Here is a 24,787-nt window from a genome sequence, read left to right as displayed (position 1 = left end):
GCCCACTCCCTGCAACATGCCAGTCTATTTGATTTCGATCACTTAGACGGAATGATAAGTTGCCCTTCCCTTAGACTTGGGAAGGTGAACGCGGAAAAACAAGCACGTCTTTCGGATCAGTCGTGACGGCGACGTCCATTCCACGCTCCCAGGGACTGCCCGCACGAACCCTTGCCTGAAGGGGATGATTGAGCCCGTCTATTGCAATAGACAACAAATCGACCTCGCCGACGAATCGTTTCGAACGAATTCTGCCGGGAACACCGCACAATCCCGCATTGTTCAAAACAACGCCTTGTGGCCGAACGCAAACATCAACCTTCTGCCCCGGCGACAAACCCTCCGATGACAAGACGCCGACCGGCGTTTCGACACCTGCCGGGGTCACAACACCTTCCAACTGGTTCAGTTCAGAAAAGAACCTGGCGGCAAACAGGTCGACGGGCGCCTTGTATAGGTCTGCGGCCGTGCCGTGCTGAACCAGGCGGCCCTGGCGCATCAGTGCGATCTTGTCGCCCATGCGCATGGCTTCTTCCGGATCGTGGGTCACAATGATGCAGGTGGCGCGCGTTTCGCGAATAACCGCGAGCGTTTCATCGCGCACATTGTCACGAAGACGTTTGTCGAGCCCCGAGAATGGTTCGTCCATAAGGAGAATGCCGGGCCTGGGAACCAGTGCACGGGCCAGCGCGACACGCTGCTGTTCACCACCGGAAAGCGCGTGAGGATAGTCGGCTGCATAGTCCGCCAGACCGACGCGGCCGAGAGCACTCAGGGCGGCGGTCTGGGCTTCCCGTCTTGGCATGTTGGTCAGGCCGAACATTACATTCGCCAGAATGCTCATATGCGGAAAAAGCGCGTAATCCTGGAACATCAGGCCGACACCGCGCTTTTCGGGAGGCTGAAACAGTTCATCGCCGGCAATTTCCCGGCCGTTGATCAGCACCCTGCCCTTGCTCTGACGCTCAACGCCTGCGGCAATACGCATCAATGTGGTCTTGCCGCAACCGGAATGACCAAGCAGACAAAGGATCTCGCCCGGTGCGATGGACAGGCTCAGGTCCTGAACCGATGTCACGCCATCATAATCGTGAGACACATTCTCAAAGACGAGACCTGCGGCGATGGTTGCGCCGGCTGTTCCGGGCGCACCCCAGCTCAGCGTATGGCCATTGCCATTGTTTGAAGTCGGCTTTTTGCGATCGGGCATCAGGATCCGGCGGTCTCGTCCGTGTCATCATCGTCAAACAGAGACCCGTCTTCTAGTGGATCCTCATCTTCCGTCAATGCGATATCGTCATTGGGTGTCGGCACAAGGAACGAGGCCGGCACGGCGCTGTCCAGAAGCCCAGCTCCCTTCAGCTCCTCAAGTCCCGGCAAGTCTCGGACATTCTCCAGACCGAAGTGGATCAGGAAATGATCGGTGGTTCCGTAGGTGACCGGACGGCCGGGAGTTCTGCGGCGTCCACGCATTCGTATCCATGTCGTTTCAAGCAGAACATCAAGCGTTCCCTTGGACGTGGAAACGCCTCGAATTTCCTCAATCTCGGCGCGCGTGACCGGCTGATGATAGGCGATGATCGCAAGCGTCTCGAGTGCTGCGCGCGACAATTTGCGCTGCTCTTCGACGTTCCGGTGCATCAGGTAGGCGAGATCCTCAGCCGTTCGGAAGCACCATTTCCCCGCGACCCTCACCAGATTGACGCCTCTCGAGGCATAGGTGTTCTGCAACTCCTCGAGAAGGCTCAACACATCCGTGCCTTCTGGCAGACGTAGTGTCAGCTCTTCAAGCGACAGCGGTTCGGACGAGGCGAACAGCAACGCTTCGACCATGCGAAGGCCAGCCGGATCCATAGGCTTAGATGGAGCGGTTTCCTCGTCGTTTTCCAACTGCAGAAGATCGAAATCAGACGCCATGATCCGGCTCCTTCATGACGGCACGAATATAGACCGGGGAAAAAGGTTCGCCCTGCCGGATTTCGACCTGACCTTCGCGCACCATCTCGAGACTGGCGCTGAAGGTGCTTGCGACAATCGTCGCCCAATCCTTGTTGTCGTAGAGATAATCGCGCAGATAGGCATTCATCGGGGCCCATTCACCGACCCGGCCAACCAATTTGGTGAGCAGTTCGCGCGCTTCCTGCAGCGACCATACCGTCCTGCGCAACACCCGGACGGATGTTACGGATTGCCTTTGGCGCTGCGTGGCATACGCAGACAGCAGATCGTAGATGGAAGCGTCCCAGATACTCTTGTGTTGCACCGACATGGTTTCAGGTTCACCACGATGGAACACGTCCCGCCCCTGTCTGTTCCGGGTCAGGAGTTTTTCGGAAACCTCCCGCATAGCCTCCAGACGCCGCAAACGGAAAGCGAGAGCCGCGGCAAGTTCCTCCCCTGTCGGTTCGTCCTCATTCTTCTGCTCAGGCAGCAACAATTTGGACTTCAGGAAGGCAAGCCATGCAGCCATGACCAGATAGTCCGCGGCCAGCTCCAGCCTCATCCTGCGGGCTTCGGCCACGAATTCCAGGTATTGTTCGACGAGTTCGAGAATGGAAATACGCGCAAGATCTACCTTTTGCGTTCGCGCCAGGCCTAACAGGAGATCGAGCGGGCCTTCGAAACCTTCCACATCGACAACAAGTTGCGGATCGGAACTCGCACGCTCCTCGGGAGTGCTGACAGAACTGAGAAGATCGTAGGAACCATCCTGCTGTCTCTTCGAGCTGTTTTCCATTTCCGCCATTGCCGCTCCGGTCAAACGCCCTGCCAGCCGGTCAAGGAGTGAAACTCATCAAAGGCCGCAAGCCTGTCAAATTCCGGATCGGGAACCTGGAAACCGCTCAAGGCCGTCTTGCAACGCCGCCTGGCTTCACCCGAAAGCTCGGGCACCACCTTCGCGACTGCAATCATTTCATCCATATCACCATTGCAGTGCAAAACGATGTCGCACCCTGCTTCGATGATCTTGCCGGACCGGTCCTCAAAACTGCCACCGAGCGCCTTCATGGAAATGTCGTCGCTCATCAGACAGCCGTCGAAGCCGATTTCACCCCTGATGATTTCCTGAATGACTTTCGCGCTTTGCGTCCCAGCTGTATTCGGATCGATCCCCTCGTACACAATATGGGCTGTCATCCCCAATGACACGTGAGAAAGGGCCTTGAAGGGCCGGAAATCCACGCTTTCCAAAGAAGAAATGGCCGCATTGACACGCGGCAGCTCAAAATGACTGTCGACACGTGCGCGTCCGTGGCCCGGAATATGTTTGATCACGGGCAACACGCCACCCGCCAAAGCACCTTCCGCCATCGCCTTGCCGAGCGTTGCAACGACTTCCGGATCCTGTGAAAGCGCCCTGTCTCCGATAGCATCGACAGTTTCAGGGAACCTGACATCCAGACAAGGCAGGCAATCGACCGTTATGCCAACCTTGTAGAGATCATCTGCAATCAGCCGCCCGGCAAGCCAGGCAACTCTTTGTCCTGCTGCAGCGTCCCGGTCGTACAGATCACCGTATGCCTTCGGTGCCGGATACTTTGGCCAATGAGGTGGCTTCAACCGTTGCACCCGGCCACCTTCCTGATCCACCAGAACGGGTGCATCGCTCCGGCCTACAGCTTCCCGAAAAGCCGACGTGAGTATCCTGACCTGTTCCGGCGTTTCGATGTTGCGCGCGAACAGGATCAGTCCCCAAGGGTCTTCCTGCTGGAAAAAGTCGATTTCGGAACTTGTCAGGGTCGGTCCGGCACACCCGGATACAAAGGCTTTGGTCATTGATCCGGCTTAGCCGCAGCGCCGGGAGCCGTCAAGAAATGCAAGTGCTGCCTCTTGCACCCTTGTCACTATCTTGCAATCTAGACGACCTTCGTCCCAGATCTGATTGGAGCCCCCATGCGCGCGCGTCTCGACATTCCTGCCGGCACCCTGCACCGTTTTTCCCATAGATCTGAAATCCTTGGACGAAACCGGCTGGGAGACACGGCAACGCGCGAGATCCACGTCTATACCCCGCATGGTCATGACGGCAGCGGCTTGCCGCTTCTGGTGGATATCGTCGGATTTACCGCCGGCGGCCCGGCCCACACGAACTGGAAGAATTTCGGTGAGAACGTACCGGAGCGGCTCGACAGGCTCATCCATGACGGTGCCATGCCACCTGTTGCAGTCGCCTTTCCCGACTGTTTCACGCGTCTTGGCGGGAACCAGTACATCGACAGCGACGCAATGGGGCCCTGGGCAACCTGGCTGACAACCGAAATGCTGGAAGATGTTGAAAATCGCTTCAAGTGCGGCGGCACCGGCAAGCGCGGTATCTTCGGAAAATCCTCAGGCGGCTACGGCGCGATCATTCACGCGATGAAACACTCAGACGTCTGGTCTGCCGCCGCCTGCCATTCCGGTGACATGGCGTTTGAACTTTGTTACCTGCCCGAAATGCCAAGCGCATTGAGGGCAATTGCAAAAGCGGGCTCAATCGAAGCCTTCGTCCGGGATTTTGAAAAGGGTCCGAAATATCCGGGCAACTCACTTCATGACCTGATGACCTTTGCCATGGCTGCAACCTACGATCCGGATCCCGATCCGGAGGTCTTTTGCGGCATCCGGTTGCCTGTCGATCCGGAAACATGCGAACTCATAGAAGAACGCTGGAATGCCTGGCTGATGTGGGACCCTGTGCACATCGTAGGTGATCACATCGATGCTCTGAAATCCTTGAAGGGCCTTTGGATCGAATGCGGCGATGTCGATCAATACAACCTGGTCTATGGTGCGCGCCGCCTGCACAGGAAACTGAGCGAAGCCAGCGTTGACCACGTCTATCAGGAATTCAGCGACAATCATTCCTCAGTGGACTACCGGCTGGATGGGAGCCTGCCGTTTCTGGCAGAAAAGCTCAGTCATTGACCTTTGGCGCCAAGCATCTCAGGAAGCCTGGCGGAACTTTCTGAAAGGGTTCGGCAGGGTCAGAATAGCACCTCCCGCCACAATCAGAACGGCCCCAAAGACAGCAACGCGAGTGGGAATTTCTCCCCAGACTGCAAAACCGAAAACAGCCGACATCACCACTGTGCCGTAATACACGGGGGCAAGTGTTGCCGCCCCTGCTCTTCTGTAGGCGGAAATATTCATGGACTGGCCGACAATTGCCAGTGGACCCATCCAGGCAAAAATCAGCAGATCGCTCCAGGAAACTCCCTCTTTGACGATCAGCCAAAGGACCGGCCCGCTCAACAGCACCGCGGCAAAGACATTGACATATGCCAGGATGGTGACGGTGTCCTCGCGCTGGGCAATATAGCGCATGATCAGGGCTTCACAGGCCATGAACACGGCGCCCATGAGCGCTGACATGACGCCAGCCAACGCAAGCTCGTCATAACCCGCAGCACTTTCCGCAGACCGGACCACGAGATACGCACCTGCAGCGCACAACACACCTGCGACCCAATGGCGACCGGTGATCACCTCCTTGAGGACAAGACCAGCCAACACGATGGCGATGATACCTTTTGTGAGGCCGATCGCGGTTGCGTCCGCCAAGGGCAGAACACTTGCGGCGTAGATGGAGCAGGCAAGTCCACCAACACCACAAAACGCTCGCATGAGGTGCAGTTTCCAGAGCGGGCTGACACGTGTGAACACCGGAACACGCTTGACGGCCGCAACACTCACGATCGTTGCAGCTCCCCCAATGAACCGAAGCCAAACCAGCACAGCAACCGGCAACAAACCTCCAGACAGTTTGCCTGCGGCAAATATCGGTGTGAAAGCAGCCATACCGGCAAGTGCAAGCAACAGGGCGAGCGACGTGTTATCCGGGCGGTGATAGACGGAGTTCTGTGACATTCAACGGTTCCAGGTAATTTCAAGAGAGTCTTATCACTGCTCCGGCAGCCAAATCAGTCGTGAAAACCCCATAACGGGTATGCGTATACGCATCACGTTGCTCCTCGCCTTGTATATTGGTATAACCTGCCCATGAACTGGGATGATCTGAAACTGGTTGATGCGGCTGCCCGCATGCGCTCTCTCTCCGGGGCGGCTAAGGCATTGGACATCAGCCAACCGCAACTTAGCCGCCGCCTGAAGAGCTTTGAAGACCGGATAGGCGCAAGACTGTTCGACCGCACGCCGACAGGACTGAAACCGACGGATGCCGGGCTGCGGCTGATCCCACTTGCAGATGACATGCGCAAGAAGGCAGAGGCGGCTGCACGGATCCTGCCCGATCTGTCCGGATCGGCACTGAAGGTTGTTCGTGTCGCCGTGGACGAAGTTCGTGCGCGGGTTCTGACTGACCGGTTTGAATTGCTGACGGGCCTGCTCGACGGTGTTGAGCTTGAACTGATATCAAGCCACCAGCATGTCAATCACCAGTCACGCAGTATTGAGCTGCAGATCCGCAATTGCCTTCCGGAAACCGACACGTTGATTGCACGGAAAATCGGTGAGTTGGCCTACGCGGTTTACGGTTCGGCCGATTACGTCGCAAAACACCCTGCTGCCAGAACACCGGACCGTTACAAACTCTGTACATGGCTTGGCTTTGCTCCAGATGACCTCTGGTATCCCTCGCAGATGCGCTGGCTGGAAACCCGGCTGGCTCAGATGCCGAAACTGCGTTCCAATACCATGACGACTCTCATGAACATGACCGCATCGGGAGCCGGATTGTGTCTCTTGCCGGTTTTCATGGGCGACAGTAACCGCGAGCTCGTCAGATTGACTGAGCCGCTTGCGGAACTCACGAACGTCGAGCACATCATCGTTCATCGGGACTTGCGCCGGGAACCCGCCGTGCGTCAGGCCATGGATGCCATCGCCGAAGTCTTCCGTCACATGGGACCGCAGTTGCGCGGCAGCTCGTTGAACGAGGCCGTCGCAGCAGCAGAATAAAACGGCCGGGAATACCCGACCGTCTCACTTACGCTTTTCAATTTTGTAGTCCGTCGTCAGGGCTGTCTGCGAACGAAGCAGTCGCCACCGGCTGCCTGGAGGCTTTCGCACAAGCTTATTGCTTCATCGCGCGACCCGGTCGGGATCCGCGCCCTGTAGAACACACCCCTGTCTTCAACGGTCGCTGCAACGATCACTGCGTTCCGGTTACCCAATACAGCAGGGAACCGCCGTTGCAGTCCTGAGTATGCGTCGCTTGCAGCAGCTTCAGAACGTTGAGACGTTACCTGAACGATATAGGTACCAGACGGGATGCTGCCGCCGGAGGTGCTGGCAACAGGCGCCGGTGCTGCGGGCGCAGTTGTTGCCGGAGCGGCGGGCTGTTGCGTCAGGTTAAGAGGACTATCGTTCTGCTGCGCCTGCACCGGCGTTGTGACGGCGGCTGGAGCACTGGCAACCTGAACAGGAGCATCCGGCTTCTTGCGAGGCACAACAGACGGCACCGGTGCAGCAGTTTCACTTGCAGTCGGTTCCGGTGCTACGTCGGCACCGGTTACGATTGCGGGCGTATCGGGCTGAGCCGGTTCCGGTGCAGTGCCTGAAGGATCTGCAGGCGCGACATCCGCACCGGTCACGACGGGCGACGTGGAAACAACCCGCGAACCGTTTTCGCCGGGAGCCGCATCAGGCTCCGCAGGTACCGCCGGTTCAGGCTGCGCCGGTGTCGCGACGGCAGGTTCTTCACCTTCAGGAATGATGGTTCCGTCCGGTCGCACGACCACAGTCCTTACCCGTTTCGGAGTTCCGGGAACGAGATCGGCGTCGCCATTGGTGCCTGCAGGTGCCGGCGGCAACTCTGCGGGTTGCGGAGATTCTGTCGGGATAAGCCTGTCTGGTCCAGCTACACCAGTGCCGTCGACCCGATCATAAATGAGCTTTCCGGCCTGATCGTTTGCCGAAGCCTGACTCTGCTCCGGATATACCTTGAGCGGCTCCTGCAGACCACTGATGACCGGTGGTGGACCACTGGGTACAGGAACGGCGTCGCTATCGAACAGAAAGAAGCTTGCGCCGCCCAGGACAGCAACGCCAAGCACTCCAGCTGCAACGAACAGGCCTTTCCGGGATTTTTCGCCCGCATGCGGTATCGCGTTGCGTTCTGCTGCCGAGTGAGGCGGCAGGACGCCAGCACCGGTAAGGCTTGGATCGCTTTCCTGCATTGCCCGTGCAACCGCATCAAGGTCATAACCTTCCGGCGGTGGCGGCGTTTCGTCGTCTTCCGATTGAGGAACCGCTGCAGCTGCAGCAGGCCAAGCCATATCGTCCAGGTTCGGCTCTGTTGATGGAGTGCCCTGCGACGATGGGTCGATCGAGCCACCAACAGGCTTCCGAGACGTTGGAGCCGGGAAGTCAAGATCGGCAAAAAGGGCGTCAATGCCGGCAGGATCTCCTGCCTGTTCCGGCGCGGCTTCCACCTTTTGCGCAGCCGGTTCGGACTGAACCGGGTTCAGCGCAGCAAAGAAGTCATTCTCGTCAATCTGCGGACGTTGCCCGGTTACCGGCTGCTGGTAGCTGGAGGTTTCGAATACCTCCTCATCTCCAGCAACTGCCTCAACCGGCTCATCGTGTTGCACGCCGCCAATCCGGTAGTCGTCCGCGGGACGCGGCGCATCAATTGGCGTCGAGGTGCCGGATGTTGCCGTCCCAAAGGAACGAGAAACGGACGGTGTGCTCGGCACCTGGGTTGCGCGGGTCAAGCTGTCAGAAACGGCAAAATCCGTTTTTTCGCGGGAGTATGAAGATGCCGGTGACATCACAGGTATTGAGGGAGTTTGAGGAGCAGCCTCTTCCACCTCGTCTGCATATCCCATATCGGTCGCGGTTGCCGGATGTGTCTCGTCAACGGACTGACGCAAGGCGCCGATCAACTCGTCTTCCAGTTCTGCCGTAAGATTCTGTTCGAGATCCATGGCAACGGAAGGTGCGAGATAGGACTTGTCGTTTGCGCCCTCCGGCTCAGCCTGCACTGGGGCAGCCTGCGGCGTGCGAAACTGGACGACATGATCCACCGGAGCATGTGACACGCCAACCGGGGGAGCGACTGGTTGTACAGGTTCTGCGGCCTGCTCCGGCTCGCTCGGCCAAAGCGAAGAAACGTGTGAAGAAGGCGTCACTGGGGCTGTTTGAACCGGCTCTTCCAGCTGGAAAGACTGCTCGAAGCTGGACGGCGGTGTCGCCGCGTAGAAATCATTCCTGGAGGCGCTGTATGTTCCTTCAGGTTCTTCTGCAAAGTCCGCGCCAGCAGTGGCTTCAGGCGTATTCGACACCGGACGTAGATTTGAAAACGAAGGTTCGATGCGCGACGGCGCCGGGGTGGATTGTGCAGGCGCATCGCCTGCCACATCGTCCAGCCCCGCAAAATAATCTGTACTACCAACGCGGCCGCTGCTCACATTTGCCCCCGATTGCTTGTTCTTGTGGACAATCCGGGCCAATTCAACCAGCGGATCCTCCGCGGCCGGCCGTTCGCCGCCCGCCTCGTTTTGCGAGGCGCGCAAATCTGATCGCTTTGTTTCGTAGTCTTGTGACATGAGCTTTACGAAAACCGGTCCACTTCAAGTCGCTGGCGAGCCATTTAGTCGTTCCCAGCGGCCATTAAAACTAGCGCATTTCTTCAGGAGCATTCACGCCGAGAATCGTTAGACCTGAAGCGAGCACCAAAGATACTGCACGAACCAAAGCAAGACGCGCTAGGGTTAATTTCAAGTTACCGGCCTGAATAAAACGTAAATGAGGCAATTCGTAGCCTTTATTCCAGTGGCCATGCAAAGAACTAGCGAGTTCATGTAGATAAAACGCAATTCTGTGCGGCTCATGTGTTTCTGCAGCTGCTTCGACCACTTTCGGCCATTCCGCCATCTTGGCGATAAGCTCCTGCTCGCCGATATCATCCAGCAAGGTGAAATCGGCCCCGGCAAGATCATCAACCGCATACCCGGCTTCCTTGAGTTCATCGGCCGCCTGCCGCAACACCGAACAGCAACGCGCATGGCCGTATTGAACATAGAAGACCGGATTGTCTTTCGATTGTTCCGTAACCTTTTTGAAGTCAAAGTCCAGCGGTGCATCATTCTTGCGGAACAGCATCATGAAGCGAACCGGGTCCGGCCCGACTTCATCCACGACATCGCGCAGTGTGATGAAATCGCCGGAGCGTTTGGACATCTTGACCGGTTCGCCGTCACGCATCAGCTTCACAAGCTGGCAGAACCGGACGATAACTTCCGTCTTGCCGTCGGAGATCGCCTTCCCGACTGCCTGAAGGCGTTTGGCGTAACCGCCGTGATCGGCACCAAGCACGTAGATCGTTTCGGAAAAACCCCGTTCGAACTTGTCCTGGAAATAGGCGACGTCGGCAGCGAAATACGTGTAGGAACCATCGGACTTCTTGAGCGCCCGGTCGGTATCGTCACCAAAGTCGCTTGCGCGAAACAGTGTTTGCTCGCGGTCTTCCCAGTCATCAGGAACCTGACCCTTGGGGGGCGGAAGCGTGCCTTCGTAAATCAGCCCCTTGTTCCGGAGAGTTTCGAGCATGTGATCGATCTTCGAACCGTTGCCCGAGCCGCGATCATGCAAGGTTCTTTCGGAATAGAACACCTCGTGTTCGACGCCGAGCGCTGCCAGGTCCTGCCGGATCAACTCGAGCATGGCGGCAATCGCCCGCTCCTTTATCAGCGGCAGCCATTCGCTTTCTTCCTTGCTTGCCAGCGACGGACCGAACTCCGCTTTCAGTTTTTCACCGACGGGCTTCAGGTAGTCTCCCGGATAGAGGCCAGCCGGAATGGCGCCGATGTCCTCTCCGAGTGCCTCGCGGTAACGCAGGAAGGCGCTACGAGCCAGCGTATCGATCTGCGAGCCTGCATCGTTGATGTAATATTCCTTGACCACGTCATTGCCGGCAAATGCCAGAATGTTTGCCAGGGCATCACCCACGACCGCTCCACGAATATGACCGACGTGCATCGGACCTGTCGGGTTCGCGGAAACATATTCGACGTTGACCTTCGGAGCAGGAGAACGTTCCTGGGCTCCGAAGCGGATACCCTGATCCAATACGCTGCCCAGAACCTTGTGCCAGACCCCCTGGGCGACACGCAGGTTGATGAAACCAGGGCCAGCGATTGTCGTCTCGGTAATTTCCGGGTCAGCGTTGAGCTTGGCAACAAGCTGCTCGGCAAGATCGCGCGGCTTCATGCCGAGTGGTTTTGCAAGTACCATTGCAGCATTGGTGGCAAGGTCGCCATGTGCCGGATCACGCGGAGCTTCCACGACGACTCGCGAAAGATCTGGCGCCTCTCCATTTGCATCTTTTAAATCAAGTTCTTGGAGAGCGTCTTTGACGCGCAGCGTGAAGTCCGCGAAGATATTCATAGAACACCGGTCTGGTTTTGGTTTTCAAACACAAAGCCCCCGCGCGCTGCGAAGGAAAAGCCTTCGGCGCCACGGGGCTGTAAAGTTGCCTCTGCGCCTACCCCAAATCAGGAGTGTCGTCAAACAGTCTGCGGTGCTCTTCGATAGCGTATCGGTCGGTCATTCCGGCGATATAGTCGCAAACCAGTCGCGCGATTTCCGTTTCACCCAGGTTGCCAAGGCCACTGTTCCACGGTTTCGGCATGAGGTCCGGTTCCGCAAGGAACCTTGCGAACAGGTCCCGCACAACTCTGGCAACCAGCTTTCGAACTGCAAGAACATCTTCATGCCGGTAGACCCGGGCGAACAGGAACCGTTTCACTTCCTTTTCCGCAGCGGCCATGTCCGCAGAGAAACCGACGAGGCAACGTCCCGCCATGCGAATCTCCTGAACGCTTTGCGGAGCAACCTCATTCAGATTACGCACCGCTTCGCGAATGACATCTTCAACCATGCGCGTAATCGATCGCCTGACGATCTCGTGGATACGTCGGCTCTCTTCGAGACCCGGATATTTGCCATCGACCTCGGCAAGGATGTCGGCCAGGAACGGCACATCGCGCATGTCTTCGATCGCAAACAGCCCTGCCCTCAATCCGTCATCGAGATCATGCGCGTCATAGGCAATATCATCGGCAATGGCAGCGGCCTGTGCCTCTGCGCCAGGCCAGGTATGCAACAGGAGGTCCTGTTTCCTGGCATAGTCGCGGATTGCAAACGGCAACTGGCTGTCCTTGAACTTTCCAAGCGGCGCACCGCTGGCATCAATCAAGGGGCCGTTGTGCTTGACCAACCCTTCCAGGGTTTCCCAGGCCAGGTTCAGACCGTCGAATTCGGCATAACGCTGCTCCAGATGGGTCACGACCCTCAGTGATTGCGCGTTGTGGTCGAACCCGCCGAAGGGTGCCATGCACTCATGCATGACGTCTTCGCCTTCATGCCCAAACGGCGTGTGACCGAGATCATGTGACAAGGCCAGGCATTCCGCCAGATCTTCATCAAGCCGCAAAGCGCGTGCCAGCGAGCGTGCGATTTGCGATACCTCGATGGTGTGGGTCAACCGTGTGCGAAAATGGTCACCTTCGTGATAGACGAAAACCTGCGTCTTGTGCTTGAGCCTGCGAAACGCGGAAGAATGAATAATCCTGTCCCGATCCCGCTGGAAGGGTGTCCGCGTCGGGCTGTCAGGCTCGGGGAAGAGTCTGCCCCGGCTTTCCAGAGGGTTTTCCGCATATATTGCGCGGGATTGTCCCCCAAATCCGATATCCGCTTTCATCAGTTTCCAGCCATCCTTCACAGAACCGGTCTGCGTTTGCTGTTGTTCGGGCCGTGGGCAACACATTGACGCGGGCGGCCTCAAAACATACTTATCTGAACAAATCAGGTTTAACGTTCCCGCACATTGCCGGAACTAAGCGAGTCGGTGAAAGATGACCGAAACACTTGAAATTGGCGTAACAGTCAGCGACCGCGCTGCCAAGCGCATTGCTGCGATTTTGTCCAAGGAACCGGGCGGCAGCATGCTGCGTGTCAGCGTTGAAGGCGGCGGCTGTTCCGGACTGCAGTACAAATATGACGTGGTCGACAGCCGCGAAGACGGCGACCTGGTGATCGAAAAGCCGGGGGCAACGGTACTGATCGATTCCATTTCCCTGCAATACATGAGCGGATCGGAAATCGATTTCGTCGATGATCTGATTGGCCAGTCATTTCAGATCAACAACCCGAATGCGGTCGCCGGATGTGGCTGCGGCACCAGTTTCACGATCTGACACTGTTGCTATACCCATTTGACGCCGGTTGCCCCGGCAGTTTCGAACAATTGAGGCAACCGCGCTCATGAAAATTGCGACCTGGAACATAAACGGCGTCAAGGCACGTATCGACACTGTCCTTGAGTGGCTCAAGGAAGCGTCTCCGGATGTCGCCTGCCTTCAGGAAATCAAGTCCGTCGATGAGAACTTTCCCCGTCAGCCGTTTGAAGACCTCGGTTACGCCGTCGAAACACACGGCCAAAAGGGTTTCAACGGTGTTGCGCTTCTGTCCAAGACGCCGCTGACTGATATTCAGCGCGGCTTGCCTGGAAACGATGCGGACGAACAGGCCCGTTATATTGAAGGCAGTCTGTCGACGGATAGCGGCCAGGTTCGAATCGGTTGCCTCTACCTTCCCAACGGCAATCCGCTGGGAACAGAAAAATTTCCGTACAAGCTCGAGTGGATGGACCGCTTGATTGCGCACGCTCAAAAGCGGCTTTCAGAAGAAACGCCATTCCTGCTTCTGGGGGACTACAATGTCATCCCCGATCCCGTAGACGCCAAGAACCCGCAGAACTGGCTGGAAGACGCTCTCTTTCAGCCTGAGAGCCGGCAGCGCTTCCGTGCCCTCACCCACCTCGGCTTGACCGAAGCAGTCCGGTCCTGCAGCGAAGCGCCGGAAACATTCACGTTCTGGGACTATCAGGCAGGTGCCTGGCAAAAGAACAATGGCATTCGGATCGATCATATTCTGATGTCGCCGCAGGCAACAGACCGGTTCTCAGGCTGCGGTATCGACAAGCACGTGCGCGGTTGGGAAAAGCCGTCGGATCATGTGCCCGTCTGGGTAAAGCTGGCTGCTTGAGACTGAATCTGTCTCCAGAAATCCAACTCCATTGCTGATGCAGGCGTGAAGCGCGGTGCGTGCCCGGAAACCGGGCTTGCAGTCGGCTGACGTCATGGTAAGCTTTTTTCCATCATGGGATGACGCTCAGCCGACCAACATCCGCGACGGCGACATGCGGAAAGGACATACCGGTAACGACTTCGATTGCCGGTCGTTCGGTCTTTACTGTCACCGCATGGTTGATTTTCGGTCTGGTTCTTGGGCCGGGCAGCGCGGCTCTGGCGCAAGACGTCTCGTGTACCTGCCGATACCAGGGCGAGAAATACGGCGTAGGTGAATCTATCTGCCTGAAGAGCCCGTCCGGGCTGCGAATGGCGACTTGCGAAATGGTGCTGAACAACACGTCCTGGCAAATCAGCAACGCGCCTTGCCCACTGACCCAAATTCAAAGCCCTGCGATCGATAAATTCACGACCAATCGTCCGACGACACCAGCTCATCCTTCAGGTTGAAGATCACTCGCAAGATAAAGCTGATTTTCTGCAGCCTTGGCACGCTCCTGCTTCGAACCCGAGCAGAGCTGGCACGGCATTTGCGAGAGCCATTGAAGACGGACGACCACATCCACCTGGTGCTCAGATCGGGCTCTCGAGCTTGAGGTTATTGTGCGGGCAACTGCTGTGCTGTGAGCACGTCCGGGCGATTTTGCTTCAACCATCCGTCAGCCATTGATCTGGCCATCTGCCTGACTGGTTCGGGCGAAACCGCGAAATACTGCTCGTGCATGGAATGGATCCAGCTGGCATCCGTTCCCTTGGCCTGTTCCCGGGCAACGGTCATCCACATCAGGCCGCGAGCTTTTTTCTTGTCCGAAGTACCGAGTGCATAGAGCGTTTCACCAAGGCGTGCCTGGGCGCCAACATGCCCCTTGAGCGCGGCAAGATTGTACCAACGAACAGCCATGCGGCTGTTGTTTTCCTGGTACATGCGGCCAAGTTCATACTGGGCATCGGCATCGCCGAAATAGGACGCGGCATGCGTGAAGATCTGACGGGCACGCGATTCATTCTTGGGCACAGCGCCGTCGATGCCGTTCAGATAGTAGGAACCGAGCGCAACGAAGGCGCTTGAGACGAAGGGAGCATCCGGTGCATCGGGACGATCTTCACCGTGCTCACGAACAATCTGGCTGTAATATTCGAAGGCCTTGAGGTCGTCTTCCTTGACGCCGTCGCCGGAGGCATACATTTCACCCAGCTTCCAGGCGGCCATGGGCTGACCGTTTTCGGCGGCATACTGCAGCGAACCAAGCGCAGCGGCCTTGTCGCCGGAATAATATTGGCGGGCACCGGCCCGCAGTGCTTCAGACGGGGAAAGATCGTTCGGACCGATCGCCCGTGCAGGCGCCGGCTGACCGTCAAAGGCGGCCACAGGCCCTGTCAGGCCGATCAGGATCAACGCACCGAGCACGGTTCCGGCTCTTCCCATGCGTTGAAGCTTTGTGCTGTTCTTAGGCATCCCAGTCACACTATTATCCGTCGGCAACGAAACAGATCCCCGACGGACTTTCTTGTTTTTTGTCCGCGCCAAGCGCATTTTCTGTCTCTTCGGCCCCAAAGCATATGCCTGCAGGACCCACTGTTTCGGAGTGGCCTAAATTGGCCGATCATTTCGTCTTAAGTTGGGCCATACGACGCCGAAATAAGACCATTTCCTGACACTTTTGTCCGGACTGTGAACCACTTCAGGAGTTGATCCCGATCTGGTCGTCCCAGACATTAGCGTAACGGGTGACGGGCAAACATGGCCGAACAGGGGCAACGGCGGCAAACCGGGGCCCTGCAAATGACTCTGTCAGTAACTGTTGCGGAATTGGCACATATTGTGACCGCTCCTCTCCCATTCAAGACCCTTATTTCAACACAGGCGGGTTGATGATGTGTTTCCAGATCGGTTTTTTGGGCCCCGGGCTGTTGAAAACGGGGGCTTTTGGCCAATTACCTTTGCCGTTCTATCTTTGTCCTTCAAACTGAGACATGATTCGGTGTAGGTAACAGCGCTGAGTTTGTAGAAACTGTGACCCAAGACCCATCAGGCGATACGGAATGAGCGCAAAAGACGATCTGTTTGCAGGCAACGCGGCGGTCTCTGCCCCAATGACACAAGATGAGCCCGCCCCAGCTCCGCAAAAGCCGCGTCCCGTTGCGCCTGTCGCGGTCAGCGACGATTATTCAGCGGCCGACATCGAAGTTCTCGAAGGGCTCGAGCCGGTTCGGCGCCGGCCAGGCATGTATATCGGCGGCACTGACGAAAAGGCGTTGCATCACCTCTTTGCCGAAGTGATCGACAACTCCATGGATGAGGCGGTTGCCGGCCATGCGACGTGGATCGACGTGTCGCTTTCCAGCGATGGCTATCTGACGATCACCGACAACGGCCGCGGTATTCCTGTCGACCCTCACCCGAAGTTCAAGGACAAGTCCGCACTCGAAGTGATCATGACGACGCTGCATGCGGGCGGCAAGTTCGACAGCAAGGTCTATGAGACCTCTGGCGGTCTGCACGGTGTCGGCATTTCCGTGGTCAATGCGCTGTCAGAGGAACTGATTGTAGAGGTCGCACGCAGCCGCAAGCTCTATCGCCAGATTTTCCGCCGCGGTCACGCCCAGGGTCCTCTCGAGCTTGTTGGCGACACCCAGAACAGACGCGGGACCCAGGTCAGCTTCAAACCAGACGATCAAATCTTCGGCAAAGGCGCTAAATTTGTCCCGGCGCGCCTTTTGAAGATGGCACGGTCCAAGGCCTATCTCTTTGGCGGTGTCGAGATCCGCTGGCACTGCGCACCTGAATTGCTGTCTGAAAAGGACGAGACACCGGCCGAGGCCGTGTTTCACTTCCCCGGTGGTCTTCGCGACTTTCTCAACGAGAGACTGACCAAGGAACGCCGTGTCGTCGACGACGTGTTCTTCGGCCGCACCGACAACGCCGGCAAACACGGGTCCGTTGAATGGGCCGTGAGCTGGTTTGCCGGCGACGGCTTTGTCAGTTCCTACTGCAACACCGTGCCGACACCGGAAGGCGGAACTCACGAAGCGGGTTTCCGATATGCCCTGCTGCGCGGCCTCAAGGCATATGGCGAACTGACAAACAACAAGAAGGCATCCATCATCACCGGCGATGATGTGATGACATCAGCCGGCGGAATGCTGTCCGTCTTCATCCGTGAGCCTGAATTCGTCGGCCAGACCAAAGACAAACTGGCGACCAACGAAGCCACGCGCATTGCGGAGACGGCTGTCCGAGATGCATTTGACCATTGGCTGACAGCCTCCCCCAACCAGGCAAACAAGCTTCTGGAGTGGGTGATCGATCGCGCGGATGAGCGCTTGCGCCGTCGCCAGGAAAAAGACGTCGCCCGCAAGACAGCCGTGCGCAAGCTGCGCCTCCCGGGCAAACTTGCCGACTGCTCGGCAAACCAGTCCGATGGCACCGAACTCTTCATCGTTGAGGGTGACTCGGCAGGTGGCTCGGCCAAACAGGCGCGCAACCGTTCCAACCAGGCCGTCTTGCCGTTGCGCGGCAAGATCCTGAACGTCGCAAACGCCGGCCGCGACAAACTCGTTGCCAACCAGCAGCTTGCCGATCTCATCCAGGCCCTTGGCTGCGGCACGCGCTCCCAATACCGGGAAAGTGACCTGCGGTACGAGAAGATCGTCATCATGACGGATGCTGACGTCGACGGTGCCCACATTGCATCACTTTTGATTACTTTCTTTTACCGCGAAATGCCGGAGCTAATCCGTGGCGGCCATCTCTTCCTGGCCGTGCCACCACTCTATCGTCTCAGCCAGGGGGGGAAGACCCTCTATGCACGCGACGATGCCCATAAAGACGAATTGATGGAGACCGTCTTCAAGGGTAAATCCAAGGTGGAAATCGGCCGTTTCAAGGGTTTGGGTGAAATGTTGCCGGCTCAGCTGAAGGAAACGACGATGGATCCGTCCAAGCGGACCATGCTGAAGGTCGTTGTCGAAGAAGAAGCTGTAACAGACACCAACGACACCGTTGAACGGCTGATGGGCAACAAGCCGGAAGCGCGCTTCCGGTTCATTCAGGACAACGCTGAATTCGCTGAGGATCTTGATATTTAGCCGCAACAGCAGGTATTTTGATCTATATCTTTTTTTGAAGAGGTTGGGCGGGCGTATATTTTTGCCCGCACTGCCTATTTGACCGGTCGGAAACGTAGCATGTTAAACCGGATGTATTCGATACTGGACAGACGGCTTCGCCCCTTGCGAAATCATGTCTTCCTGGCTTTTCCCAAGCACAAGATCGCCTTTGCCCGTATCGCAGAACCTGCTTTTCAACTTCTGCGCCCGGTTCTTCATTGCCTTGCCGGTACCGACAAGCTCAAGGCCCTTTCCGGTTTTGATCTTCGGACCGCCGCCACGGAACGGCTGCTCTTCCATGGGAATGTGGAGTTACTGACAGCACGCGAACTCAAGCGGCGGCATCCCGAAATGAAAGTCGCGGCCTGGGTCCAGGATCCGATGCATCGGTTGGCCTACTGTTATGAGAAAGTCATCCTGAGTGCCGATCCGCTTCCGGCCTATTATGAAGAGCGCCAGTTCAATCAGGACATGACACCTCAGGAGTTCGTGTCACACGTAGCGTCGATCTCGGACCTGGAAGCAGACAATCTGTTTCGCAGCCAGACAGCTGCCCTCACCTACAAAGGTATGTTGACGGCCGATCTGATCTTGCAGCTTGAAGATTTCGACCAGTCATTCGCAACTTTTCTTTCGGAAAGCTCTCTCAGGTTCCGCACGAAATCTCCTGTCGCGTATCACGTGGACAATTTTGTCGGCAGGGACACGCTGCTGTCCTTTACCGAAGACAGCCTGGTTCAGCAGCTGCGGCGGCGCTACAAGTCAGACTACGACCTGTTCTACAAACCGGCGGCTCTTTCTGCCTGACGCTGCGCAATTTTACGTATCGAATACCGGCTGAAGCGATACTTTCGGAAACACATACCTTCGTTTGCGCCTGCATTTTGGGCAACGCATACTGATTTTCCAGCCGATTTCATGAACCAACTTGGTTGCACTATTAACTGAGATGGCAAATCGTACTCGGAATTACTCGATTTTCTTGAGATTTTACCTCTCAAGCGCATTGACACCTGAGCGCATGAATGTAGGGTGTGCGCACATTGGCACCGGCGGTTCCCACGGCGCCGCCGATTAACAATCACAACATTCGGGCAAAGCGCTCCATGGCATTTAATACTCTCGGTCTTAGCGAGAAGGTCCTCGCTGCAGTTGAAGCAGCAGGTTATAAGGAACCCACGGCAATCCAGTCGGGAGCCATTCCGCAGGTGCTTGAGCGCCGCGACATCCTTGGCATTGCCCAGACCGGAACCGGCAAGACCGCAAGTTTCACACTGCCCATGCTGACGTTGCTCGAAAAAGGCCGCGCTCGTGCGCGGATGCCGCGCACGCTCATCCTGGAACCGACGCGCGAACTCGCTGCGCAGGTTGAAGAGAATTTCGCCAAATATGGCACCAACCATAAACTCAACGTCGCCCTGCTGATCGGCGGTGTCTCCTTTTCCGACCAGGACAAGAAGCTCGACCGTGGCACAGATGTTCTGATCGCGACGCCTGGCCGTCTGCTTGATCACTTCGAGCGCGGTAAGCTGTTGTTGCAGGGCGTTGAAATCCTTGTCATCGACGAAGCCGATCGTATGCTCGACATGGGCTTCATTCCGGATATCGAGCGGATCTGCAAGCTGATCCCGTTCACCCGTCAGACTCTTTTCTTCTCGGCGACGATGCCACCGGAAATTCAGCGTCTGACCGAAACGTTCCTGCAGAATCCGGCCCGTATCGAAGTCGCTCCGACCTCGTCGACGGCTGAAAACGTCGCTCAGTTTCTGAAGGCAGCCGAGTCCAAGGACTACGAAAAGCGCGCAGCCCTGCGCGAACTGCTGGAAGGTGCCGAAGACCTCAAGAATGCGATTGTCTTCTGCAACCGCAAACGGGACGTGACGACGCTTTACCGGTCTCTGGAGCGTCATGAATACAACGTCGGCGCTCTCCATGGCGACATGGACCAGCGTACACGTATGATGATGCTGGACAATTTCCGGAAGGGAACGATCAAGCTCCTTGTCGCGAGTGACGTTGCCGCGCGTGGCCTCGATATTCCCGAGGTCAGCCACGTCTTCAACTTCGATGTTCCGAGCAATGCCGAAGACTATGTCCACCGGATCGGCCGGACGGGCCGCGCCGGACGCAAGGGCACAGCCTTCACGCTCGTAACCGGTGAAGACCAGAAATACCTCGATGCCATTCAGACATTGATCAAGAAGGACATCGACTGGCTGGGCGATGCGATCGACTTCGAAGCTGCCGCACAGATACGCAAGGCACGCCGCAAGGCCGGCAAGCCTTCCAGGAACGCACGGTCGAGCAACGACAACGAGGCTGCAGAACAACCCAAGCCTTCCAATCGTCGCCGGTCGCAGAGCAAGCCACGTGAAGTCGTGGAAGAGCAGATGGAGGAACTCCCGGAAATGCTGAACCCGACACCGGTCTCAAACCTGCCGCAACGGCAGACTGGCAAGCGCTCCAGAAACGATAAACTGGAACCTGCCTTCGGTGCTGGCGTTCACATTCCTGCGTTTCTCCTGCGTGAGCCGCGGCCTAAAAAGGCATCGTAACGCCGAATTCTCTCCAGGTTTTGCTTTAAGCTTAACGGCTCCTTAAACCTTCCAGCCGAGTTTAAAACCTAGTTCTTGTGTCCGTGTGGGGCGGATTCGCAAGGCATGGGTGAGAGAAACTTGATGGCGGATGAAGACGACCATAAGCGGACTATCCAGTATGGAGAGTCCGCGATCAGTTACATCAAGAAGAATGTGCTGCCAGCCTACCCTCGTTCTTACGAGCTTTGGTACACTTACGCGGCTGGATACAATCAAGGCCTGAACAGGGCCGTCAATGAATCCATAAAATCCAACGGCAGGATCAGCACTGACGAGATGCTGACCCTCTACGGTCGCTTCCTGTCGCCGACACGGCTCGGTGATCGCCTGGATGAAGTTGGCTCCAAGGTTTCCCGGGAAGTTGAAGAACTGGTCGACACGCTAAAGCTGAGTGCCGACGCCACGTCCGATTATGGCACCGCGCTCGAGCAGGCAGGCGAAAAGATCAGGTCGGTCTCCGATCCGGAGAAATTACAGAACTACGTCACACATCTGGTGAAATCGACCCAGAATGCAGTTGCGTCCAACCGCAAGCTTGAGAGCCAGCTGCTTGAGTCCAAGAAACACATTGAGAACCTGCAGTCGTCACTGGAAGCGATCCGCTACGAATCCCTCACGGACGAGCTGACAACACTCAACAATCGCAAGCACTTCGAGAACTCGATTGAACGTGTTATCGATCAATCAAAGGAGAGCGGTCGTGGCTTCTCCTTGCTGATGACCGATATCGATCACTTCAAGAAGTTCAACGACACCTATGGCCACCAGACTGGCGACCAGGTTCTGCGACTTGTCGCACTTGCGGTTAAACAGAACATCAAAGCACAGGACATCGCCTGCCGGTATGGCGGTGAGGAATTTGCGATCATTCTGCCACATGTCGGGCTCGAAGATGCGGCCGAAATTGGCGAGAACATCCGAAATGCGGTGATGTCCAAAGAACTCGTGAAACGTTCAACGGGAGAAAATCTCGGCCGTGTGACCATCTCTGTCGGCATCGCAACTTACGAGAACATCGATACGGTCCATTCCATCGTTTCGCGCGCGGACGAAGCACTCTACCTTGCAAAAGATGCCGGTCGAAACCTTGTGAAGACTGAAAAGGATCTTGCAGGAGTGGATCAGCGGGAAGACGTTGCCTGACCCAAGGCATCGTCCCTGATCAAGTATCGAGTCTCAAAATTCATCGGAAAAACAGGGGCTGAGCCCAAAAACTGTCTCAGTCTTTTGCATTCAGCCCCATCTGCCAGAAATCACTTTCCAGGCGGCAGGCCTTCTCAAATATGGACAGGACGCGCGGATAGCGGTGCTCCGTCAACGTCTGGCCTGCAGTACCGTCGAGCCAGGCGATAAAGCCCTTTGCGAGTTCCTGATAGCCTTCGTTGGCGTATTCCCGGATCCAGCGTGCATAGGGATTGCCATCGGTGTCGCAGCCTTCCGCGGCCAGCCTGGCCCCAATTTCCGCATAACCAATTACGCAAGGTGCAAGAGCTGCCTGGAGGTCCAGGAGATCACCAGCCATACCGGCATCGAGCACAAAGCGCGTATAAGCCATTGTGGGCGTGTCTTCAGGTGCCTGCTCGATCATGTCACGCTCCATGCCCCAACTGCGGCACATCTCGACATGCAGATCGAGTTCATCATCCAGAATCGCCTTTACCCCGTCCAGTGACTGACGCATGTCTGCGACTGACGGGCTTTTGTAGACGCCAAGCGCATAAGCGCGGGCAAACTGGATGAGAAACAGATAGTCCTGAACCAGGTAGTGCTTGAAACAAGATAGCGGCAGCGTTCCCGCGCCAAGCTGCTGAACAAATGCATGACGGGTGTAGTCGGACCATTGCGGGCCGGCGTCGGCCTTCAGCCGCTCGAAAAGGCTCATGAAAATCTCATCGAATAGATAGAAAGGCGCGATCAGCGTGCCAGGGCATTCAGGTCCGCAGCCTGAAGCGAAACGGATTCCCCACAGCCACAAGCGGACACTTCATTCGGGTTCTTGAAGATGAAGCCTGAACGGAACTTCGTCACTTCGAAGTCCATTTCCGTGCCGAGCAGAAAGAGCACGGCAGAAGGATCCACAAAGAGTTTCGCCCCCTTGTCTTCAACGGCATCATCACCTGGCCGCGCCGCATCCACCATTTCCATGGTGTATTCCATACCGGCACAGCCGCCCTTCTTGATACCGACACGCAAGCCGATGGCATTCTTGTCGGAGTTCTCGACAAGTTCCTTCACGCGCTCAGCGGCGGCGTCAGTCAGGGTCATCACCTGGAATTTTGCGGCGGAAGCCATATGATCCTCGTTCAGTGCAGCGAATGCTAAACCTGATATGGGGTTTCAGCTTATCCGATTAAAGGCTTGAAGCTCAATACCAGTTGAGCGCAACCTTCGCTTCGTCAGACATGCGATCGGGTGTCCAGGGAGGATCGAAGACCATATCGACGTTGACCGGCCCCACCCCGGCGACAGCAGAAACGGCATTTTCCACCCAGCCCGGCATTTCACCTGCCACAGGGCAGCCAGGGGCCGTCAGGGTCATGTCGATGTTGATCGACCTGTCGTCCTCGATATCGACCTTGTAGATCAGGCCAAGCTCATAGATGTCACACGGAATTTCCGGATCGTAGACCGTCTTCAAAGCACCGATGATATCGGTGGTCAGCTGGTCGAGTTCATTTGCCGGAATGGCGCTCTTGGCCGAGACTTCCGTCTGCAACTCTTCGCCGTCCGCGCCGGTATCGATTGTGGTAGCGTTTTCCATGGGGTCCGTCCTTACCCGAAAAAGCTCTGAGCCTTCAACAGGGCTTCATACAGCGCGTCCACTTCCGCACGCGTGTTGTAAAGCCCGAAGCTTGCCCGACATGTAGAGGTCACACCATATCTTGCCAAGAGCGGCTGTGCACAATGGGTCCCTGCCCGCACGGCGACCCCTGCCCGGTCGATGATCGTGGCAACGTCGTGCGCGTGGGCGCCCTGCAGTTCGAACGAGACAATTGCGCCCTTGTCCGGCGCATCCCCGAAAATCCGCAGCGAGTTGATCTCGCGCAGCTTCCGGTGGGCATAATCCTTCAGATCAGCTTCGTGGCGTGCAATGTTTTCACGGCCTATCGCATCCATATAGTCGAGAGCCGCGCCAAGACCGATTGCCTGCACGATCGGTGGCGTACCGGCCTCAAATCTGTGTGGCGGTTCATTGTAGGTAACAAGGTCCTCGGTCACGTCGAGGATCATCTCGCCGCCACCGTTGAAGGGACGCAAGGCTTTCAGCCGATCCGGCTTGCCCCACAGGACCCCGATGCCCGACGGCCCATAGACCTTGTGTCCCGTGAAGACATAGTAGTCGCAGTCGATGTCCTGAACGTCGACAGGAAGATGTACGGCCGCCTGGCTTCCGTCCACAAGCACCGGGATGCCCCGTTCATGTGCGATCCGGCAAACTTCCTTCACCGGAACGACCGTGCCCAGAACATTCGACATGTGCGTGAGCGCAACCAGTCTTGTCTTGTCCGTCAAGGTATCAGCAAAGGCATCAAGATCGAACGAGCCATCCTCGCGAACATAGACCCATTTCAGCTTTGCACCATGACGCTCCCGATGGAAATGCCACGGCACGATGTTGGAGTGGTGCTCCATGATCGACAGAACGATCTCACCGCCATCGGCAAAATAGTCGGGCCCAAGGCCGTAGGACACCAGGTTGATCGCTTCGGTCGTGGACTTGGTGAAAACCACCTCATCGACGGATCCGGCATTCAGGAAACGGCGCACTTTCTCGCGCGCGGCTTCATAGTTGTCCGTTGCGGTATTCGACAGGAAATGCAGGCCACGATGAACGTTGGCGTACTCCTCCGAGTAAGCCTTGGTCACCGCATCTATCACCTGCTGGGGTTTCTGGGCGGAAGCACCGTTATCCAGATAGACCAGCGGCTTGCCGTAAACCTCCCGCGACAGGATCGGAAAATCCCGACGGATGGTTTCGACGTCGTAACCGGTGTTGCCGGTTGTTTCTTCTGCGGTCGCGACCGTCATGCGGCGCTGCTCCTT

At 56.9% G+C, this 24,787-nt stretch carries 21 protein-coding genes; 8 read left to right on the top strand and 13 right to left on the bottom strand.

Annotated elements, in window-relative coordinates:
- Positions 1-70: 70 nt before the first annotated feature.
- The 4 genes from J7447_RS08195 to nagZ are packed head-to-tail and all read right to left on the bottom strand — an operon-like array spanning position 71 to position 3,777.
- Positions 71-1,210 (bottom strand): ABC transporter ATP-binding protein, encoded by a 1,140-nt coding sequence (locus J7447_RS08195; RefSeq protein WP_022998723.1) that lies wholly within the window; start codon positions 1,208-1,210, stop codon positions 71-73.
- Complete coding sequence (gene scpB, locus J7447_RS08190) at positions 1,210-1,917, bottom strand: SMC-Scp complex subunit ScpB (protein ID WP_209169291.1); 708 nt, start codon at positions 1,915-1,917, stop codon at positions 1,210-1,212. Before scpB ends, J7447_RS08195 begins: the two co-directional genes overlap by 1 nt.
- Positions 1,907-2,737 carry a ScpA family protein gene (locus J7447_RS08185; protein ID WP_035909502.1) on the bottom strand — a complete coding sequence of 277 codons (831 nt, stop codon included), beginning with the start codon at positions 2,735-2,737 and terminating at the stop codon, positions 1,907-1,909. The genes scpB and J7447_RS08185 overlap by 11 nt, the downstream gene beginning before the upstream one ends.
- A 20-nt stretch (positions 2,738-2,757) precedes the next feature.
- Positions 2,758-3,777: a beta-N-acetylhexosaminidase gene (gene nagZ / locus J7447_RS08180; protein ID WP_209169290.1), complete on the bottom strand. Its 1,020-nt coding sequence runs from the start codon at positions 3,775-3,777 to the stop codon at positions 2,758-2,760.
- 117 nt (positions 3,778-3,894) lie between these two features.
- Here nagZ and J7447_RS08175 point away from each other — a divergent pair, with 117 nt between their 5' ends.
- Positions 3,895-4,908, top strand: coding sequence for an alpha/beta hydrolase-fold protein (locus J7447_RS08175; protein WP_209169289.1), 1,014 nt, complete (start codon positions 3,895-3,897; stop codon positions 4,906-4,908).
- An 18-nt stretch (positions 4,909-4,926) separates the two neighbouring features.
- Here the strand turns inward: J7447_RS08175 and J7447_RS08170 are convergent, their stop codons facing one another.
- A complete protein-coding gene (locus J7447_RS08170) occupies positions 4,927-5,850 on the bottom strand; it encodes a DMT family transporter (protein ID WP_209169288.1) in 924 nt (307 codons plus the stop codon).
- A gap of 132 nt (positions 5,851-5,982) precedes the next feature.
- Between J7447_RS08170 and J7447_RS08165 the strand changes: the two genes are divergently transcribed.
- Entirely contained in the window at positions 5,983-6,900 is a 918-nt protein-coding gene (locus J7447_RS08165) for a LysR family transcriptional regulator (RefSeq protein ID WP_209169287.1), read from the top strand.
- Positions 6,901-6,956: 56 nt separating this feature from the next.
- Here the strand turns inward: J7447_RS08165 and J7447_RS31530 are convergent, their stop codons facing one another.
- The 3 genes from J7447_RS31530 to J7447_RS08150 all read right to left on the bottom strand — a co-directional run bounded on the left by J7447_RS31530 (position 6,957) and on the right by J7447_RS08150 (position 12,646).
- Positions 6,957-9,353, bottom strand: coding sequence for an SPOR domain-containing protein (locus tag J7447_RS31530; protein ID WP_209169286.1), 2,397 nt, complete (start codon positions 9,351-9,353; stop codon positions 6,957-6,959).
- A 208-nt stretch (positions 9,354-9,561) separates the two neighbouring features.
- Positions 9,562-11,331 (bottom strand): arginine--tRNA ligase, encoded by a 1,770-nt coding sequence (argS, locus tag J7447_RS08155; protein ID WP_209169285.1) that lies wholly within the window; start codon positions 11,329-11,331, stop codon positions 9,562-9,564.
- 97 nt (positions 11,332-11,428) lie between these two features.
- The gene (locus J7447_RS08150) at positions 11,429-12,646 is read right to left on the bottom strand and encodes a deoxyguanosinetriphosphate triphosphohydrolase (protein WP_209169284.1); all 1,218 of its coding nucleotides are present in this window, start codon (positions 12,644-12,646) and stop codon (positions 11,429-11,431) included.
- Positions 12,647-12,800: 154 nt separating this feature from the next.
- Between J7447_RS08150 and J7447_RS08145 the strand changes: the two genes are divergently transcribed.
- Positions 12,801-13,142 carry an iron-sulfur cluster assembly accessory protein gene (locus J7447_RS08145; protein WP_209169283.1) on the top strand — a complete coding sequence of 114 codons (342 nt, stop codon included), beginning with the start codon at positions 12,801-12,803 and terminating at the stop codon, positions 13,140-13,142.
- Between the two features lie 67 nt (positions 13,143-13,209).
- Positions 13,210-13,992, top strand: a complete 783-nt coding sequence (gene xth, locus J7447_RS08140) for an exodeoxyribonuclease III (protein ID WP_209169282.1) — start codon at positions 13,210-13,212, stop codon at positions 13,990-13,992.
- 642 nt (positions 13,993-14,634) lie between these two features.
- Here the strand turns inward: xth and J7447_RS08135 are convergent.
- Positions 14,635-15,492 (bottom strand): tetratricopeptide repeat protein, encoded by an 858-nt coding sequence (locus tag J7447_RS08135; protein WP_173013998.1) that lies wholly within the window; start codon positions 15,490-15,492, stop codon positions 14,635-14,637.
- 587 nt (positions 15,493-16,079) lie between these two features.
- Between J7447_RS08135 and parE the strand changes: the two genes are divergently transcribed.
- The 4 genes from parE (at position 16,080) to J7447_RS08115 (ending at position 21,886) form a co-directional block, all read left to right on the top strand.
- The gene (gene parE / locus J7447_RS08130) at positions 16,080-18,125 is read left to right on the top strand and encodes a DNA topoisomerase IV subunit B (RefSeq protein WP_022998737.1); all 2,046 of its coding nucleotides are present in this window, start codon (positions 16,080-16,082) and stop codon (positions 18,123-18,125) included.
- Between the two features lie 99 nt (positions 18,126-18,224).
- Entirely contained in the window at positions 18,225-18,953 is a 729-nt protein-coding gene (locus J7447_RS08125; RefSeq protein ID WP_139314249.1) for a sulfotransferase family 2 domain-containing protein, read from the top strand.
- A 299-nt stretch (positions 18,954-19,252) separates the two neighbouring features.
- On the top strand, positions 19,253-20,701 hold the full coding sequence (locus tag J7447_RS08120) for a DEAD/DEAH box helicase (protein WP_209169281.1): 1,449 nt from the start codon (positions 19,253-19,255) through the stop codon (positions 20,699-20,701).
- Positions 20,702-20,806: 105 nt separating this feature from the next.
- Positions 20,807-21,886 (top strand): GGDEF domain-containing protein, encoded by a 1,080-nt coding sequence (locus J7447_RS08115; protein ID WP_208984159.1) that lies wholly within the window; start codon positions 20,807-20,809, stop codon positions 21,884-21,886.
- 76 nt (positions 21,887-21,962) lie between these two features.
- On the opposite strand, the gene tenA is transcribed toward J7447_RS08115, so the two are convergent.
- From tenA to J7447_RS08095, 4 genes are all read right to left on the bottom strand, one after another.
- Positions 21,963-22,625, bottom strand: coding sequence for a thiaminase II (gene tenA, locus J7447_RS08110; RefSeq protein ID WP_209169280.1), 663 nt, complete (start codon positions 22,623-22,625; stop codon positions 21,963-21,965).
- 32 nt (positions 22,626-22,657) lie between these two features.
- Positions 22,658-23,035: a Fe-S cluster assembly scaffold SufA gene (gene sufA, locus J7447_RS08105; RefSeq protein WP_022998742.1), complete on the bottom strand. Its 378-nt coding sequence runs from the start codon at positions 23,033-23,035 to the stop codon at positions 22,658-22,660.
- A 73-nt stretch (positions 23,036-23,108) separates the two neighbouring features.
- Positions 23,109-23,504: an SUF system Fe-S cluster assembly protein gene (locus tag J7447_RS08100; RefSeq protein WP_006933232.1), complete on the bottom strand. Its 396-nt coding sequence runs from the start codon at positions 23,502-23,504 to the stop codon at positions 23,109-23,111.
- An 11-nt stretch (positions 23,505-23,515) separates the two neighbouring features.
- Complete coding sequence (locus tag J7447_RS08095) at positions 23,516-24,772, bottom strand: cysteine desulfurase (RefSeq protein WP_075283955.1); 1,257 nt, start codon at positions 24,770-24,772, stop codon at positions 23,516-23,518.
- Between the last annotated feature and the right edge of the window lie 15 nt (positions 24,773-24,787).

Source organism: Labrenzia sp. R5_0 (genome assembly GCF_017743835.1).
Taxonomy (GTDB): Bacteria; Pseudomonadota; Alphaproteobacteria; order Rhizobiales; family Stappiaceae; genus Roseibium; species Roseibium algicola.
Note: the sequence above shows the minus strand (reverse complement) of the source record. Positions and strands in the feature narration are given on the sequence as shown.